The organism is Actinocorallia lasiicapitis, from assembly GCF_054778695.1.
In genome coordinates this window covers 1-15915 of the sequence record NZ_BAAGZI010000110.1, presented here as the reverse complement: position 1 = coordinate 15915, position 15915 = coordinate 1, and the positions used below count along the sequence as shown (strand labels likewise).

17 protein-coding genes are annotated in these 15915 nt (G+C 68.3%); 16 read left to right on the top strand and 1 reads right to left on the bottom strand.

Features of this window, described 5'->3' with window-relative positions; genetic code table 11:
* The coding region (locus ACYVE7_RS15015; RefSeq protein ID WP_460365301.1) for an ATP-binding cassette domain-containing protein at positions 1-425 on the bottom strand (425 nt) is incomplete at its 3' end.
* Positions 426-541: 116 nt separating this feature from the next.
* On the opposite strand from ACYVE7_RS15015, the gene ACYVE7_RS15010 reads away from it, so the two are divergent.
* The 16 genes from ACYVE7_RS15010 (at position 542) to ACYVE7_RS14935 (ending at position 15702) form a co-directional block, all read left to right on the top strand.
* Positions 542-1450 carry a F0F1 ATP synthase subunit gamma gene (locus ACYVE7_RS15010; protein WP_460365300.1) on the top strand — a complete coding sequence of 303 codons (909 nt, stop codon included), beginning with the start codon at positions 542-544 and terminating at the stop codon, positions 1448-1450.
* Positions 1451-1543: 93 nt separating this feature from the next.
* Positions 1544-1846 carry a hypothetical protein gene (locus ACYVE7_RS15005; RefSeq protein WP_460365299.1) on the top strand — a complete coding sequence of 101 codons (303 nt, stop codon included), beginning with the start codon at positions 1544-1546 and terminating at the stop codon, positions 1844-1846.
* A 147-nt stretch (positions 1847-1993) separates the two neighbouring features.
* The gene (locus ACYVE7_RS15000) at positions 1994-3412 is read left to right on the top strand and encodes an amino acid permease (RefSeq protein WP_460365297.1); all 1419 of its coding nucleotides are present in this window, start codon (positions 1994-1996) and stop codon (positions 3410-3412) included.
* 28 nt (positions 3413-3440) lie between these two features.
* Complete coding sequence (locus tag ACYVE7_RS14995) at positions 3441-4682, top strand: arginine deiminase (RefSeq protein WP_460365296.1); 1242 nt, start codon at positions 3441-3443, stop codon at positions 4680-4682.
* 39 nt (positions 4683-4721) lie between these two features.
* Positions 4722-5726 (top strand): ornithine carbamoyltransferase, encoded by a 1005-nt coding sequence (gene argF, locus ACYVE7_RS14990; protein ID WP_460365295.1) that lies wholly within the window; start codon positions 4722-4724, stop codon positions 5724-5726.
* Positions 5727-5737: 11 nt separating this feature from the next.
* A complete protein-coding gene (gene arcC, locus ACYVE7_RS14985) occupies positions 5738-6664 on the top strand; it encodes a carbamate kinase (protein ID WP_460365294.1) in 927 nt (308 codons plus the stop codon).
* Between the two features lie 11 nt (positions 6665-6675).
* A complete protein-coding gene (locus ACYVE7_RS14980; RefSeq protein WP_460365293.1) occupies positions 6676-8121 on the top strand; it encodes an amino acid permease in 1446 nt (481 codons plus the stop codon).
* A gap of 1 nt (position 8122) precedes the next feature.
* Positions 8123-9025, top strand: coding sequence for a universal stress protein (locus ACYVE7_RS14975; protein WP_460365292.1), 903 nt, complete (start codon positions 8123-8125; stop codon positions 9023-9025).
* A 106-nt stretch (positions 9026-9131) separates the two neighbouring features.
* Positions 9132-9887, top strand: a complete 756-nt coding sequence (locus ACYVE7_RS14970) for a helix-turn-helix transcriptional regulator (RefSeq protein WP_460365291.1) — start codon at positions 9132-9134, stop codon at positions 9885-9887.
* Positions 9884-11296 (top strand): Fe-S cluster assembly protein SufB, encoded by a 1413-nt coding sequence (gene sufB / locus ACYVE7_RS14965; protein WP_460365290.1) that lies wholly within the window; start codon positions 9884-9886, stop codon positions 11294-11296. The genes ACYVE7_RS14970 and sufB overlap by 4 nt, the downstream gene beginning before the upstream one ends.
* Positions 11296-12453, top strand: a complete 1158-nt coding sequence (gene sufD / locus ACYVE7_RS14960) for a Fe-S cluster assembly protein SufD (protein ID WP_460365289.1) — start codon at positions 11296-11298, stop codon at positions 12451-12453. The genes sufB and sufD overlap by 1 nt, the downstream gene beginning before the upstream one ends.
* A complete protein-coding gene (locus ACYVE7_RS14955; RefSeq protein WP_460365288.1) occupies positions 12453-12803 on the top strand; it encodes a non-heme iron oxygenase ferredoxin subunit in 351 nt (116 codons plus the stop codon). The genes sufD and ACYVE7_RS14955 overlap by 1 nt, the downstream gene beginning before the upstream one ends.
* Positions 12804-12805: 2 nt before the next feature.
* Complete coding sequence (sufC, locus tag ACYVE7_RS14950; RefSeq protein ID WP_460365287.1) at positions 12806-13555, top strand: Fe-S cluster assembly ATPase SufC; 750 nt, start codon at positions 12806-12808, stop codon at positions 13553-13555.
* A 2-nt stretch (positions 13556-13557) separates the two neighbouring features.
* Positions 13558-14820 carry a cysteine desulfurase gene (locus tag ACYVE7_RS14945; protein WP_460365286.1) on the top strand — a complete coding sequence of 421 codons (1263 nt, stop codon included), beginning with the start codon at positions 13558-13560 and terminating at the stop codon, positions 14818-14820.
* A 1-nt stretch (position 14821) separates the two neighbouring features.
* Entirely contained in the window at positions 14822-15277 is a 456-nt protein-coding gene (gene sufU / locus ACYVE7_RS14940) for a Fe-S cluster assembly sulfur transfer protein SufU (protein ID WP_460365285.1), read from the top strand.
* Positions 15274-15702 (top strand): metal-sulfur cluster assembly factor, encoded by a 429-nt coding sequence (locus tag ACYVE7_RS14935; protein ID WP_460365284.1) that lies wholly within the window; start codon positions 15274-15276, stop codon positions 15700-15702. Before sufU ends, ACYVE7_RS14935 begins: the two co-directional genes overlap by 4 nt.
* Positions 15703-15915 lie beyond the last annotated feature (213 nt).

Below are 15915 nucleotides of genomic sequence, written 5' to 3'. Positions count from 1 at the left end.
GCGATGCAGAGCCGCTGCTGCTGGCCGCCCGACAGCCGCCGGTAGGGGGTCTTGGCGTGCTCGGTGAGGCCGAGGCGCTCCATCAGGGCGGCGGGCGGCAGCGGGACGGCGTGGAAGGCGGCCATCAGGTTCAGGAACTCGGCGGCGCTCGCGGTGCCCGGCACCCCGCCGGTCTGCGGCATGACCCCGATCCGCGGCTTGAGCGCGGGGTCGTCCGGGGCGAGGCCGAGGACGCGGACGGTGCCGGAGTCGTAGGGGCGGAACCCCTCGCAGATCTCGACGGTGCTGGTCTTGCCGGCGCCGTTGGGGCCGAGCAGGGCGGTGACCTCGCCGCGGGCGGCCGTCAGGGACAGGCCGTCGACCGCGGTGGCCGCGCCGTAGCGCTTGACCAGCCCGGAGATCTCGAGAGCGGGGGGTGTAGCCATGCGGCCGAGTCTAGATCCCGCCGGCCGTGCTTCTCGCCCGGCCCGACGGTAAAGAAACCACTCCGTGCTGGAGTGTCGTAACTCAACGTAACCACGTCCTGTGAGGGTGGGGGCCCATGGGCGCAGAACTGAGGCGGCTGCGGGTGCGCATCCGCTCCATCAAGTCGACGGCGAAGATCACCCGGGCGCAGGAGATGATCGCCGCGTCGAAGATCACCCGGGCGCAGCAGCGCCAGGCCGCCTCCGCGCCCTACGCCCGTCAGGTCACCCGCGCCGTCACCGCGCTGATCAGCCACCACGTCCCGCACAAGCACGCGCTGCTGAACCGGCGTCCCGACACCTCGCGGGTGGCGATCCTGCTGGTGACGAGCGACCGGGGGTTCTGCGGCGGCTACAACGCCAACGTGCTCCGGCACGGTCAGCAGCTCGCCGCCCAGCTCCGCGAGCAGGGGCGGGAGCCCGTGTTCTATGTCACGGGGCGGCGCGGGGTCGACAACTTCCGGTTCAACGAACGTCCCATGGCGGGTCAGTGGACGGGCCAGTCCGGCGAGCCCACCTACCACCAGGCCGCCGAGATCGGGCAGGCGCTGCTGGACGCGTTCCTGCGCAGGACGTCCGAGGGCGGGGTGGGCGAAGTCCACATCGTCTACACGCGGTTCGTGTCGATGCTGAGCCAGCAGCTCTCCGTCCGGCGGATCCTGCCCCTGGAGATCGAGGACGTCGACGCCGCCCCCGACGGGCAGGCCGTGGCGTCGTATGAGTTCGAGCCGTCCGTGGAGGAGGTCCTGGACGGGCTGATGGGCCAGTACGTGCGCGGCCGGGTCTGGAACATGCTGCTGGAGTCGGCGGCGTCGGAGCACGCGGCCCGCCGCCGGGCGATGATGTCGGCGACCGAGAACGCCAACGATCTGGTGACCAAGCTGACCCGGCAGGCCAACGAGGCCCGCCAGGCCGAGGTGACCAACGAGCTGAACGAGATCGTCGGCGGGGCCAACGCGCTGGCCGATTCGGCGAAGAGCGACTGACGCTCCCGCAACGGGTTTGGAAAATCCCCCAAAGGCCCGGTAAAACGTCCGTATCGCTCAAGCTGGGCGGTAACCGGACGTTTGGGGGAGCGGATGGCGCAGGAGCGGGTGCCGGGACGGGAGCGCGACGGGGCGGTCCTGACCGAGCACGAGCGGGCCGCGGTCGCGGCGATGGCCCGCCACGTGGCCGCCGAGGACCCCGAGTACCACGACCGGCTCAACCGCCTGGGCGGCTACGAGCTGAACCCGCTCGGCCTGCCCTCCCGCTGGGCCGCGCTGCCCGTCGCGATCATCGGCGCGATCCTCGCGTTCGGCGTGCTGTTCGCCGTGGTCGTCATGGACGGCAACGCCAGGAACGGCACCGTCGAGCAGTCACGGACCCACCTGCCCAAGTAGCGCGCCAACCCCCAGGCAAACCCCCGTTAAAGGCGGCCTAACGGCGACACAGCCACCGTTTTGGACGTTCCCGGCCAGGGCACGGACACCGATGCCGGGCGGAGCACTCCGCCCGCTTTTCTTGCGTCTGTGTGGTCGGGGGGCGGTATGGGAGAGCCGAAGGTCTCGGGCTCTAGCGCGACCGGGAAAGCGTTCTCGGAGATCGCCCCGGAGGATGCGGGGGCGTCCGGGAAGCTGGGGCTCGGGCAGTCCGTCGCCCTGGTCGTGGGCAACATCGTCGGGACCGGGATCTTTCTGCTCCCCGCCTCGCTCGCCGCGATCGGCACGGTCTCGATCCTGGTGCTCGGCCTGGTCACCATCGGCGCCATCGCCCTGGCGATCGTGTTCGGCAAGCTCGGCGGGCGCGTCCCGGCGAGCGGCGGGCCCTACGCCTACGCCCGCGACGCCTTCGGGGAGTTCGCGGGCTTCTGGGTCTCCTGGTCGTTCTGGCTGACGGCCTGGCTCGGCAACGCGGGCATCGCGTTCGCGTGGGTCGGCTACGTCAACTACTTCCTGCACTGGGACTCCACCTGGGGCAAGATCGCGATCGGTCTGGTCGGCCTGTGGATCCCGGCGTTCATCAACCTGACGGGCGTCAAGAACATCGGCCTGTTCCAGTCCGTCACCACCGTCTTCAAGTTCGTGCCGCTGATCTTCGTCGGCATCGTCGGGCTGTTCTTCGTCCAGGCCGACTACTTCCCGGCCTTCAACCAGCAGGGCGGCTCCACCTGGGCCGCGATCTCGCTGGCGGCCGGCCTGATCCTGTTCGCGTTCTCCGGGATGGAGAGCGTCACGATCGTCGCCGAGCGGATCAAGGACCCGAAGCGCAACATCGGCAAGGCGTCGATCTACGGTGTGCTCGCCTGCGCCGCGATGTACCTGCTGGCGACGGTCGCGGTCTTCGGCAACGTGCCGCACGACAAGCTCGCCTCGTCCGAGGCGCCGTTCGCCGACGCCATCAACCACATGTTCGGCGGCTCCGTCTGGGGCACCGTGATGGCGGTCTGCGCGATCATCTCCGGGATCGGCGCGCTGAACGGCTGGACCATGCTGGTCGCCGAGATGCCGCTGGCCGCCGCAAAGGACGGGATGTTCCCCAAGGCGTTCGCCAAGGAGTCCGGCAGGGGAGCCCCGGTCAACGGCATCATCATCGGCACCGCGCTCACCAGCCTGATGCTGCTGTACGCCTACCTCGGCTCCGAGAACGGCTTCAACACCATCCTGCTGCTGGCGTCCTTCACCACCGCGATCCCGTACTTCTTCTCGGCGGCCGCCCAGCTGTTCTGGCTGGTCACCGGCGGACGCGAGGTCAACAAGGGCCGGATGGCGCGCGACCTCGGCATCGCGGGACTCGCCCTGATCTTCGGCGCCTGGATCGTCTACGGCGCGGGGGCCGACGCCGCCCTCTACGGAATGCTCATGATGCTGGTCGGAGTCCCCGTCTACATCTGGGTGAAGGCCGGCCGCGGCGAGTACGGGCCCGGTGAGGGCGGCAAGAGCGGCACCACGTCCAAGACCCTTTCCTGACCACCCTCAAGCGGAGGACTGACAGACCATGACGTTCCACGTCGATTCCGAAGTCGGCAAGCTCAAGCAGGTCATGATCCACAAGCCGGAGCTGGCGCTGAAGCGGCTGACCCCGTCCAACAAGGACGACCTGCTCTTCGACGACGTGCTCTGGGTGGAGCGCGCCGGCGAGGAGCACGACGAGTTCCGCGCCCTGCTGGAGGGCCGCGGAGTCAAGACCTACATGCTGGGCGACCTGCTGCGCGAGACCGTCGGCATCCCCGAGGCCAAGAAGCACATCCTGGACGGCATCATCGACGTCCGCTGGTTCGGCCCGCTGGCCACCGACGCGATCCGCAACGCCCTGGACGCGATGCCCGACGCCGAGCTCCAGCAGGTCCTGACCGGCGGCATCACCAAGCGCGAACTGCTCCAGCTCATCCCCGAGCCGAAGTCGATCGCCTTCCACTCGATGGACATGGACGACTTCGTCCTGCCGCCGCTGCCCAACCACCTGTTCACCCGCGACACCTCGTGCTGGATCTACGACGGCGTCTCGATCAACGCGATGCGCAAGAAGGCGCGGATGCGCGAGACGGTGAACATGGAGGCGATCTACAAGTACCACCCGATGTTCGCGCCGGGCTACGACCGGCCGGACGCGGGCGGCTTCCATGTCTGGAACTACGGGACGCCGATGGCGCCGGCCACCATCGAGGGCGGCGACGTCCTGGTGATCGGCCGTGGCGCCGTCCTGATCGGCATGTCGGAGCGGACCCAGCCGCAGGCCGTGGAGATGCTCGCGCAGAAGCTGTTCCAGGCGGGGTCCGCCCAGAAGATCGTGGCGCTGAACATGCCGAAGGCCCGTGCGTTCATGCACCTCGACACGGTGATGACCATGGTCGACTACGGCGTGTTCACCAAGTACGCGGGCATGGGGATGCTGCCGTCGTACACGATCGAGCCGGGCGACAACGAGAAGGAACTGAAGGTCACCGACCACGCCGCCGACGACATGCACAAGGCGATCGGCAGGGCGCTCGGCCTCGACGACATCAAGATCCTCACCGCGACCCAGGACGTCATGGCGGCCGAACGCGAGCAGTGGGACGACGGCTGCAACGTGCTCGCGCTGGAGCCGGGCGTCGTCGTCGCCTACGAGCGGAACACGACCTCCAACAACTTCCTGCGCAAGAACGGCGTCGAGGTGCTGACGATCCGCGGCAGCGAGCTCGGCCGCGGCCGGGGCGGGCCGCGCTGCATGTCCTGCCCGATCGAGCGCGAAGCCTGAACCGACCTTCACCACTTCTTTTTCGGGGGAAAGAGAACCATGGCGTTCAATCTGCGTGGCCGCAGTTTCCTGAAGGAGCTGGACTTCACTCCCAAGGAGTGGCGGTTCCTGCTCGAGCTCTCGGCCGAGCTGAAGGCCGCGAAGTACTCCGGCACCGAGACCCAGCTCCTCAAGGGCAAGAACATCGCGCTGATCTTCGAGAAGACCTCGACGCGCACCCGCTGCTCGTTCGAGGTCGCCGCCCACGACCAGGGCGCCCATGTGACCTATCTCGACCCGACCGGCTCGCAGATCGGCCACAAGGAGTCGATGAAGGACACCGCCCGGGTGCTGGGCCGCTTCTACGACGGCATCGAGTACCGCGGCAAGGAGCAGCACGCCGTCGAGGAGCTCGCGCAGTGGTCGAACGTCCCGGTCTGGAACGGGCTGACCGACGAGTGGCACCCGACCCAGATGCTGGCCGACCAGCTCACGATGATGGAGCACTCCACCAAGCCGCTCCGTGAGATCTCCTACGCCTACGTCGGCGACGCCCGGTTCAACATGGCGAACTCCTACATCGCGGCGGGCGCGCTGACCGGCCAGGACGTCCGGATCGTCGCGCCGAAGTCGCTCTGGCCCGACCAGGACATGGTCGTCAAGCCGGCCAAGGAGGTCGCCGCCCAGACCGGCGCGAAGATCACCATCACCGAGGACGTGGCCGAGGGCGTCAAGGGCGTCGACTTCATCTGCACCGACGTGTGGGTGTCGATGGGCGAGCCCAAGGACGTCTGGAATGAGCGGATCAAGCTGCTCCGCCCCTACCAGGTCAACGCCGCGATGATGGCGAAGACCGGCAACCCGGACACCAAGTTCATGCACTGCCTGCCGGCGTTCCACGACCGCAACACCACGGTCGGCGAGGACATCTACGAGAAGACCGGGATGGACGCCCTCGAGGTGACCGACGAGGTCTTCGAGTCGCACCGCTCCGTCGTCTTCGACGAGGCCGAGAACCGGATGCACACGATCAAGGCGGTCATGGTCGCCACCCTGGGGAACTGACCGTGCGCGTCGTGGTCGCCCTGGGGGGCAACGCGCTGCTCAAGCGCGGGGAGAAGCCGGACGCCTCGACCCAGATCGAGAACGTGCGGACGGCCGTCAGATCGCTCGCGCCGCTGGCCGAACGGCATGAGGTGATCATCACTCATGGGAACGGGCCGCAGGTCGGGGTGCTCGCGCTGGAGAGCGTCAACGACGAGAGCCTGTCGGCGCCCTACCCGCTCGACACGATCGGCGCCGAGACCCAGGGCATGATCGGCTACTGGATGCTCCAGGCCCTGCAGAACGCGCTGCCGGGCCGCCAGGTCATCGCCATGGTCAACCAGACCCTCGTGTCGGCCGTCGACCCGGCGTTCGACGACCCCACCAAGTTCGTCGGCGAGGTCTACGACGAGGCCGAGGCCAAGAAGATGGCCGCCGCCTACGGCTGGAAGGTCAAGCCGGACGGGCAGTACTGGCGGCGGGTCGTCCCGTCGCCGCAGCCGCAGCGGGTCGTGGAGACCCGGCTGATCCGCCAGCTCGTGCGCAGCGGTTCGGTCGTGATCTGCGCGGGCGGCGGCGGGGTCCCCGTGGTCCGCAACGCCCAGGGCCAGCTCGAGGGCGTCGAAGCGGTCATCGACAAGGACCTCACCGGGGCGATGCTCGCCGAGTCGCTGGAGGCCGACGCCTTCCTCATCCTCACCGACGTGCCCGAGGTGATGCGGAACTTCGGGACGCCGCAGCAGGAGCCGATCCGCCACACCACCCCGCACGAGCTGCGCGCCGAGGACTTCCCGGCCGGCTCGATGGGGCCGAAGGTCGAAGCGGTCTGCGGGTTCGTCGAGCGGACCGGCGACATGGCGGCGATCGGCGCCCTCGACAAGGTCGAGGAGATCCTCGCCGGCACCTCCGGGACGATCATCACGCCGAACGCCACCTGGCCGCTGGCCAGCACTCTGTAAAGGAGCACCGCGTGGCCACGACGTTCTGGCACAGCCTGTGGCGGACGAAACCGGTCGACCAGATCGTCCGTGAAGGAGGTGACGGGGAGGGCGGCGGGCTCAAGCGCTCGATGGGCCTGCTCTCGCTGACCTTCTTCAGCGTCGGGGCCACCCTGGGCACCGGCATCTTCGTCGTGATGGGCGAGGCGACCCCGAAGGCGGGGCCCGCGGTCGTGCTGGCCTTCGCCCTGTCGGCGGTGACGGCCCTGTTCTCGGCCCTGTCGTACGCGGAGCTGGCGGGGACGATCCCGGTGTCGGGCTCGTCCTACTCCTACACCTACGCCACCATGGGCGAGCTGGTCGCCTGGGTCTGCGGCTGGTGCCTGCTGCTGGAGTACGGGGTGTCGGTGTCGGCGGTCGCCGTCGGCTGGGGGCAGTACCTGAACGACTTCCTGGACAAGGCGTTCGGGTTCAAGATCCCCGAGGCGATCTCCCAGCCCGTCGGGCACGGCGGCGTGGTGAACCTGACGGCCGTCGCGGTCGTCATGGCGATGACCATCCTGCTGACGCGGGGCGTCTCCGACAGCGCGAAGGTCAACACCTTCATGGTGTTCTTCAAGCTGGTGCTGCTGGCGTTCTTCTGCGTGGTCGCTTTCACCGGGTTCGAGTCGGGCAACCTCACCCCGTTCCTGCCGCTGGGCATGGCGGGCGTGAGCGCGGCGGCCTCCCAGGTGTTCTTCTCCTACATCGGCTTCGACGCCGCGTCCACGGCCGGCGAGGAGGCCAAGAACCCCAAACGGGACCTGCCGCTGGCCATCATCCTGTCCCTGGTGATCGTCACGATCGTCTATGTGGCGGTGGCGCTGGCCTCGGTCGGCGCGATGCCCTGGCAGGACCTGAAGGACGACACCGAGGCGTCGCTCTCGGCGATCCTCGAGGACGTCACGGGGGTGGCGTGGCCGTCGATGATCCTGTCGCTGGGCGCCGTCATCGCGATCACCAGCGTGGTGCTGACCGTCCTGTACGGCCAGACCCGCATCCTGTTCGCGATGTCCCGCGACGGCCTGATCCCGAAGGTCTTCCAGAAGGTCCACCCGCGGACCGCGGCGCCGGTCGAGAACACCCTGATCGTCGGGGTCGTGGTCTCGGTGCTGGCCGCGCTGGTGCCGCTCGACAAGCTCACCGAGGCCACCAGCATCGGCACACTGTTCGCGTTCGCCCTGGTCAACATCGGTGTGATCGTGCTGCGGCGGACCAAGCCCGATCTGCCGCGCGGCTTCCGCACCCCGCTGTACCCGATCACCCCGATCCTCGGCGTCCTGTTCTGCCTGTGGGTGATGCGCGGGCTGGACGGGGTCACCTGGGTGGTGTTCGCGTTCTGGACCCTCGGCGGGCTGGCCGTCTACTTCCTGTACAGCAGGAAGCGGTCGCGGCTGAACACGGCGGGATCCGACTCCGGCACGAAGGAGCTGAACTGACATGGTCGCCACCCGGGTGCTCGTCGGCTACGAGCCCGACAAGCGCGGCGAGGACGCCCTGGCCCTGGCCGCGCTGATCGCCGGCGGCCGCGGCGTCGAGGTCGTGGTGGGCGTGGTGCGGACCGCGGTCTCGGAGAGCCCCGGCCCCGGCCGGGTCGACGCCGAGTGGGAGAACTACCTCAACGCCCAGGCCGCCGACAACGCCGCCAAGGCCGTCGCGCTGCTGGCCGATCGCGGGGTCACCGATCCCGAAGTGGTGATCGGCAGCGGCAGGGCCAGCGGCAAGGGCCTGGTGAAGCTGGCCGCGAAGGCGAAGTGCGATCTGATCGTCGTGGGGTCCGCGCCGGGCGGGCCGCGCACCGGGATCTCGCTGGGCAGCACCGCCGACCAGCTCCTGCACTCCTCGCCCGTCCCGGTCCTGCTCGCGCCGAAGGGCTACGCGGGGCTGGAGCTGGCGGCCTTCGACCGGGTGACCGTCGCCTATCTGCGCAGGCCGGACACCGCCCACGCCGTCGAGCTGGCCTCCGCGTTCGCCGCCCGCCGCAAGATCCCGCTGCGGCTGCTGACCATCGCGATCGGCCACGCCGCCCGGGGCAAGGCGGCGGCGCTCGCCGACGAACAGCTGCGCCGCGCGGTGGGGGCGCTCGAAGCCGATCTGGCCGAGGTCGCCGAGGAGACCGCGCACGGCACCCGGCTCACCAAACGGCAGATCGTCACCGAGGTGGTCGAGGGCCGCGACGCGGCCACCGCACTCGCCGCGGCCGACTGGACCCCGGGAGATCTGCTCGTCTGCGGCTCCTCCACGGCGGGCCCGATCCGCAAGGTCTTCATGGGCGACATGAGTCTGAAGATCATTCGCGCGGCTCCCTGCCCGGTGATCGTCGTCCCGCGAATGCACCGCTGATTCTTAGGTAAGGCTTGCTTAAGTAAGGCTTACCTGCGTGAGACGGAACACCGCCGTTCGTTTGTGTACGGGGAATGAATTACGGCACACTGATGTTGTGAAAAACATGCCCGAGGCCACGCCGCAGGTCACGGCCGGTACCGCTCCGTCGGTCCCGGCTGGATCCGCCGTGCCCCGGGCCGAGCGGGACACGCGTGCGCGTGTGGCCCGGCTCATTCTGGAGCACGGCCCCGTCGCGGCCTCCGCGCTGGGGGAACGGCTCGGGCTCACGCCCGCGGCCGTCCGGCGCCATCTCGACGCGCTGCTGGCCGAAGGCATGATCGAGACCCGCAGGGCCCGTCCCACCGCCTCGCGCGGCCGGGGCAGGCCCGCCAAACTGTTCGCGATCACCGATACCGGGCGCACCAACTTCGTGCACGCCTATGATGACCTCGCCTCCAGTGCTCTGCGATTCCTCGCGGAGAAGGCGGGGCCCGAGGCCGTCACGGAATTCGCGCGCAGCCAGATCGCGGATCTCGAACGGCGCTACGCTCCGGAACTGCAAGCACTACCACCGCAGCAGCGCGTCAAGGCCCTGGCCGAGGCGCTGTCGGCGGACGGCTACGCGGCCGCGGCCGGACAGGCACCCCATGTGTTGGGCGGAGCTCAGCTCTGCCAGCACCACTGTCCGGTGGCGCACGTCGCCGAGCAGTTCCCGCAGTTGTGCGAGGCGGAGACGGAGGCGTTCGGGCGGATGCTCGGCACCCCGGTCCAGCGTCTCGCCACCATCGCCCACGGCGACGGTGTCTGCACCACCCACGTGAGCCCGACATCTCACGGGGTTAACACGGATAACGAGGAGTCCGGAGGGATCTCCCTATGACTACGGCAGCCAACCCTGAGCTCGAGGGGCTGGGTAATTACAAGTACGGCTGGGCCGACTCCGACACGGCAGGCGCCGCGGCGAAGCGCGGTCTGTCCGAGGCGGTCGTCCGCGACATTTCAGCGAAGAAGAACGAGCCCGAATGGATGCTCGAGCTTCGGCTGAAGGGTCTGCGCCTGTTCGGCAAGAAGCCGATGCCGTCCTGGGGCTCCGACCTCTCCGACATCCACTTCGACAACATCAAGTACTTCGTGCGGTCCACCGAGAAGCAGGCCGAGTCCTGGGAGGACCTGCCCGAGGACATCAAGAACACCTACGACCGGCTGGGCATCCCCGAAGCGGAGAAGCAGCGGCTGATCGCGGGCGTCGCGGCGCAGTACGAGTCCGAGGTCGTCTATCACAAGATCCGTGAGGACCTTGAGGAGAAGGGCGTCATCTTCCTGGACACCGACACCGGCCTGCGCGAGCACCCGGAGATCTTCCAGGAGTACTTCGGCTCCGTGATCCCCGTCGGCGACAACAAGTTCGCCGCGCTGAACACGGCCGTGTGGTCCGGCGGATCGTTCATCTACGTCCCCAAGGGCGTGCAGGTCGAGATCCCGCTCCAGGCCTACTTCCGGATCAACACCGAGAACATGGGCCAGTTCGAGCGGACCCTGATCATCGTCGACGAAGACGCCTACGTGCACTACGTCGAGGGCTGTACCGCGCCGATCTACAAGTCGGACTCGCTGCACTCGGCCGTCGTGGAGATCATCGTGAAGAAGGGCGGCCGCTGCCGCTACACGACGATCCAGAACTGGTCGAACAACGTCTACAACCTGGTGACCAAGCGCGCCGTCGCCTACGAGGGCGCGACCATGGAATGGGTCGACGGCAACATCGGCTCCAAGGTCACCATGAAGTACCCGGCGATCTACCTGATGGGCCCGCACGCCAAGGGCGAGACCCTGTCCATCGCCTTCGCGGGCGAGGGCCAGCACCAGGACGCCGGCGCCAAGATGGTGCACTGCGCCCCGCACACCTCCTCTTCGATCATCTCCAAGTCGGTGGCGCGTGGCGGCGGCCGCACCTCCTACCGGGGCCTGATCCAGATCCAGGAGGGCGCCGAGCACTCCAAGTCGACCGTGAAGTGCGACGCGCTGCTCGTCGACCAGATCTCCCGCTCCGACACCTACCCCTACGTCGACGTCCGCGAGGACGACGTGGAGATGGGCCACGAGGCCACCGTCTCCAAGGTCTCGGAGAACCAGCTCTTCTACCTCATGAGCCGCGGCATGACCGAGGACGAGGCCATGGCGATGATCGTCCGCGGGTTCGTGGAGCCGATCGCGCGTGAGCTGCCGATGGAATACGCACTCGAGCTCAACCGGCTCATCGAACTGCAGATGGAAGGGGCCGTCGGCTGATGGGCCTGAATGATCAGCACGGAGTTAAGCCCGTTTCGTCGCTTAACGCCGTGGCGTCTTTTGATGTCGCCGACTTCGAGGTCCCCTCGGGTCGTGAAGAGGAGTGGCGGTTCACCCCGCTGCGCCGTCTTCGGGGTCTGCACGACGGGTCCGCGGTCGCCGACGGCAAGATCATTGTCGTCGTCGACGCGGCGCCCGAGGTGACCGTCGAGACCGTGGGCCGGGGTGACGCCCGGGTCGGGTCGGGCTACACGCCGACCGACCGGATCTCCGCCCAGGCCTACAGCTCCTACCAGCAGGCCACCGTGGTCACCGTCCCGCGCGAGGCCGTCGCCTCGGTGCCGACGATCATCCGGCTGCGCGGCGAGTCCGCCGACCACGCCGCCTACGGCCACATCACGATCATCGCGGAGCCGTTCTCCCGGGCGACGATCGTCCTCGACCACTCCGGTTCGGCCACCTACGCCGACAACGTGGAGTTCGTCGTCGGCGACCAGGCCGAACTGAACGTGATCTCGCTCCAGGACTGGGCGTCGGACGCGGTGCACGTCTCGCACCAGCACGCCCACCTGGGCAAGGACGCCAAGTTCACCGGCTTCAACGTGACGCTCGGCGGCAACCTCGTCCGGCTCCGCCCCGCGGTCTCCTACCACGGCCAGGGCGGCGACGCCGAGCTGTACGGCATCTACTTCGTGGACGCGGGACAGCACCTGGAGCACCGGCTGCTCGCCGACCACTCGGTGCCGAACTGCAAGTCCCGGGTGGACTACCGCGGCGCCCTGCAGGGCGACGACGCGCACGCCGTCTGGATCGGCGACGTGGTGATCCGCGCCGAGGCCGAGGGCACCGACACCTACGAGCTCAACCGCAACCTCGTCCTCACCGACGGCACGCGGGTCGACTCGGTGCCCAACCTTGAGATCCTCACCGGCGAGATCGTCGGCGCGGGCCACGCCTCGGCGTCCGGCCAGCTCGACGACCAGCACGTGTTCTACCTCCAGGCCCGAGGGATCCCGGCCGGCGAGGCCAAGCGCATGGTCGTGCGCGGCTTCCTCAACGCCCTGATCCAGAAGATCGAGCTGCCTGAGCTGCGCGAGCGGGTCGAGGCCGCGATCGACGCGGAGCTGGGCATCGTCGTCGTGTCCGAGGACGAGTGATGGGCGGGTTCGTCCGGGTCTGCCCGCTCGCCGAGATCGCCGAGGACCAGCCGATGGCCGTCGAGATCGACGACACGCCCGTCGTGCTGGTGAAGACCGAGGGCTCGGTGTTCGCGATGAACGACATCTGCTCGCACGCCGAGGTCTCGCTCTCCGAGGGCGAGGTCTACAACGGCACCCTGGAGTGCTGGCTGCACGGATCCTGCTTCGACCTGCGGACCGGCAAGCCCACCAACCCGCCTGCCACGCAGGCCGTACCTACTTACCGAGTGAAGATCGAGACCGGCGAAGACGGCGGCGAGCACGTGTACGTCAATGTCGCTGAGTCGTCCGAATATGGGGAGTCCTGAACATGGCCACGCTGGAGATCCGCGACCTGCACGTGACGGTCGCCGACAAGGAGATCCTGAAGGGCGTCAACCTGACCGTCCGCGCTGGGGAGACCCACGCGATCATGGGCCCGAACGGCTCCGGCAAGTCGACGCTCGCCTACGCGATCGCGGGGCACCCGAAGTACACCGTCACCAGCGGCACCGTCACCCTCGACGGTGAGGACGTGCTGGCGATGTCGGTGGACGAGCGGGCCCGCGCCGGCCTGTTCCTGGCCATGCAGTACCCCGTCGAGGTGCCGGGCGTCTCGGTCGCGAACTTCCTGCGCACCGCCGTGACGGCCGTCAAGGGCGAGGCGCCCAAGCTCCGGGTCTTCTCCAAGGACCTCAAGGAGTCGATGGCCCAGCTCCAGATGGACCCGGCGTTCGCGCAGCGCAACGTCAACGAGGGCTTCTCCGGCGGTGAGAAGAAGCGCCACGAGATCCTCCAGCTCGAACTGCTCAAGCCGAAGATCGCCGTGCTCGACGAGACCGACTCCGGCCTCGACGTCGACGCGTTGAAGGTCGTCTCCGAGGGCGTCAACCGGTTCTCCGCCGACGGCGAGACCGGCGTCCTGCTGATCACGCACTACACGCGGATCCTGCGCTACGTGAAGCCGGACTTCGTGCACGTCTTCGCCGACGGCAAGATCGTCGAAGAGGGCGGGCCCGAGCTGGCCGACCTGCTGGAAGCCGAAGGCTACGAGAAGTACGTCGGCAAGGCGGGAGTCTGATCATGGGACTTCTGGCGGAGGAGATCAGGAAGGACTTCCCGATCCTGGGCCGCACGGTCCGGAACGGCAACCCTCTCGTCTACCTGGACTCCGGTGCGACCTCGCAGAAGCCGCGCCAGGTTCTGGACGCCGAGCGCGAGTTCTACGAACAGCACAACGCCGCCGTCCACCGGGGGGCGCACCTGCTGGCCGAGGAGGCGACCGACGCGTTCGAGAACGCGCGGGCGACCATCGGCCGGTTCATCGGCGCGCCCGCCGGTGAGATCGTGTTCACCAAGAACGCGACCGAGGGCATCAACCTCGTCGCGTACGCGCTGAGCAACGCCACCACCTTCGGGCCGTCCGCGGAACGCTTCAAGGTCGGCCCCGGCGACGAGATCATCGTCACCGAGATGGAGCACCACGCCAACCTGGTGCCGTGGCAGGAGCTCTGCCGCCGCACCGGCGCGACCCTCCGCTGGTTCGGGCTCACCGACGACGGCAGGCTCGACCTGTCGAACATCGACGAGCTGATCACCGAGCGCACCAAGCTGGTGGCGCTCACCCAGCAGTCGAACGTCCTGGGAACGGTCAACCCCGTCAAGGAGATCGCCGAGAAGGCGCACGCCGTCGGGGCGCTCGTCCTGGTCGACGGCGCGCAGTCAGTTCCGCACCTCCCCGTCGACGTGACCGAGCTCGGCGCCGACTTCCTGGTCTTCTCCGGCCACAAGATGCTGGGCCCCCTGGGCATCGGCGTCCTGTGGGGCCGGCGGGAGCTGCTGGAGTCGATGCCGCCGTTCATCACCGGCGGATCCATGATCGAGATCGTCCAGCTCGAGCAGTCGACCTACGCGGCGCCGCCGCAGCGGTTCGAGGCCGGCGTCCCGATGACGGCCCAGGCCGTCGGGCTCGCCGCCGCCTGCGACTACCTCACCGAACTCGGCATGGACCGGGTCGTCGAGCACGAGCACCTGCTCGCCGTCTACGCGCTGGAGCAGCTCGGCCAGATCCCCGGCGTCCGGATCATCGGCCCCGCGGACTCGGCGGCGCGCGGCGCGACCGTGTCGTTCGTCGTCGACGGGATCCACCCGCACGACGTCGGCCAGGTCCTCGACGATCTGGGCATCGCGGTACGGGTCGGGCACCACTGCGCGTGGCCGCTCTGCCGCCGCTACGGAATACCCGCGACCACCCGGGCGTCGTTCTATGTGTACAACACGCTGAGCGATGTGGACGTGCTGGCCGAGGGCGTCCGGAAGGCCCAGCAGTTCTTCGGAGTGGCCTGAGATGCAGCTTGAATCCATGTACCAGGAGATCATCCTGGATCACTACCGGAACCCCCAGCACAAGGGGCTCCGCAGCCCGTACGAGGCCGAGGTCCACCATGTGAACCCGACCTGCGGCGACGAGATCACGCTCCGCGTGCACCTCGACGGGACGACCGAGGACGCGACCATCGCCGACGTGTCCTACGAGGGGCAGGGCTGCTCGATCAGCCAGGCCAGCGCCTCGGTGATGGCCGACCTGATCATCGGGAAGACCGTCAAGGAAGCCCTCGTCCTCAACGACGAGTTCCTCGCGCTCATGCAGTCGCGCGGCGAGCTCGTCCCGGATGAGGAGACGCTGGAAGACGCGGTCGCCTTCGCGGGCGTGTCGAAGTACCCCGCCCGCGTCAAGTGCGCCCTTCTAGGCTGGATGGCCTGGAAGGACGCGACCTCCCAGACCTTGGAGAAGTCCGCATGAGTGACCCCGTTGTGGCAGAAGAGAACGTGACGGAAGTGAATGTGACGGAAGAGAACGTCACCGGGGGAGAGGACGCCGTTCTGGACGCCCTCACCGGTGGCGCCCTGGACGACGAGACCGAGCAGATCCTTGAGGCGCTCCGTGACGTCGTCGACCCTGAGCTCGGCATCAACGTCGTCGACCTGGGCCTGATCTACGGCGTCAACGTGTCGGAGACCGAGGGCAAGAGACTCCTCACCGTCGACATGACGCTGACCTCGGCGGCGTGCCCGCTGACCGACGTCATCGAGGACCAGGCCAACTCGGCCACCGCCGACCTGGTCGACGAACTCAAGATCAACTGGGTGTGGCTGCCGCCGTGGGGGCCCGACAAGATCACCGATGATGGTCGGGAGCAGCTCCGCGCGCTCGGCTTCAACGTCTGATCTGCCCGCTCCACGAAGGTCCTGGTCCGCTCGCGGACCAGGACCTTCGTCGCTGTTTGACGCAGGCGGGGGAGTGTCGTAAGCTCGACTCTTGTGCCCCTGACGGGTGCGGACATCGATGCGGTCTTCGGATCGGGATGGCCGACCGAGCGGGCCGAACCGCCAGAAAATCGAAGGTGTGCTACTGCATTGCCTTTTATGGAATGGCTAGTG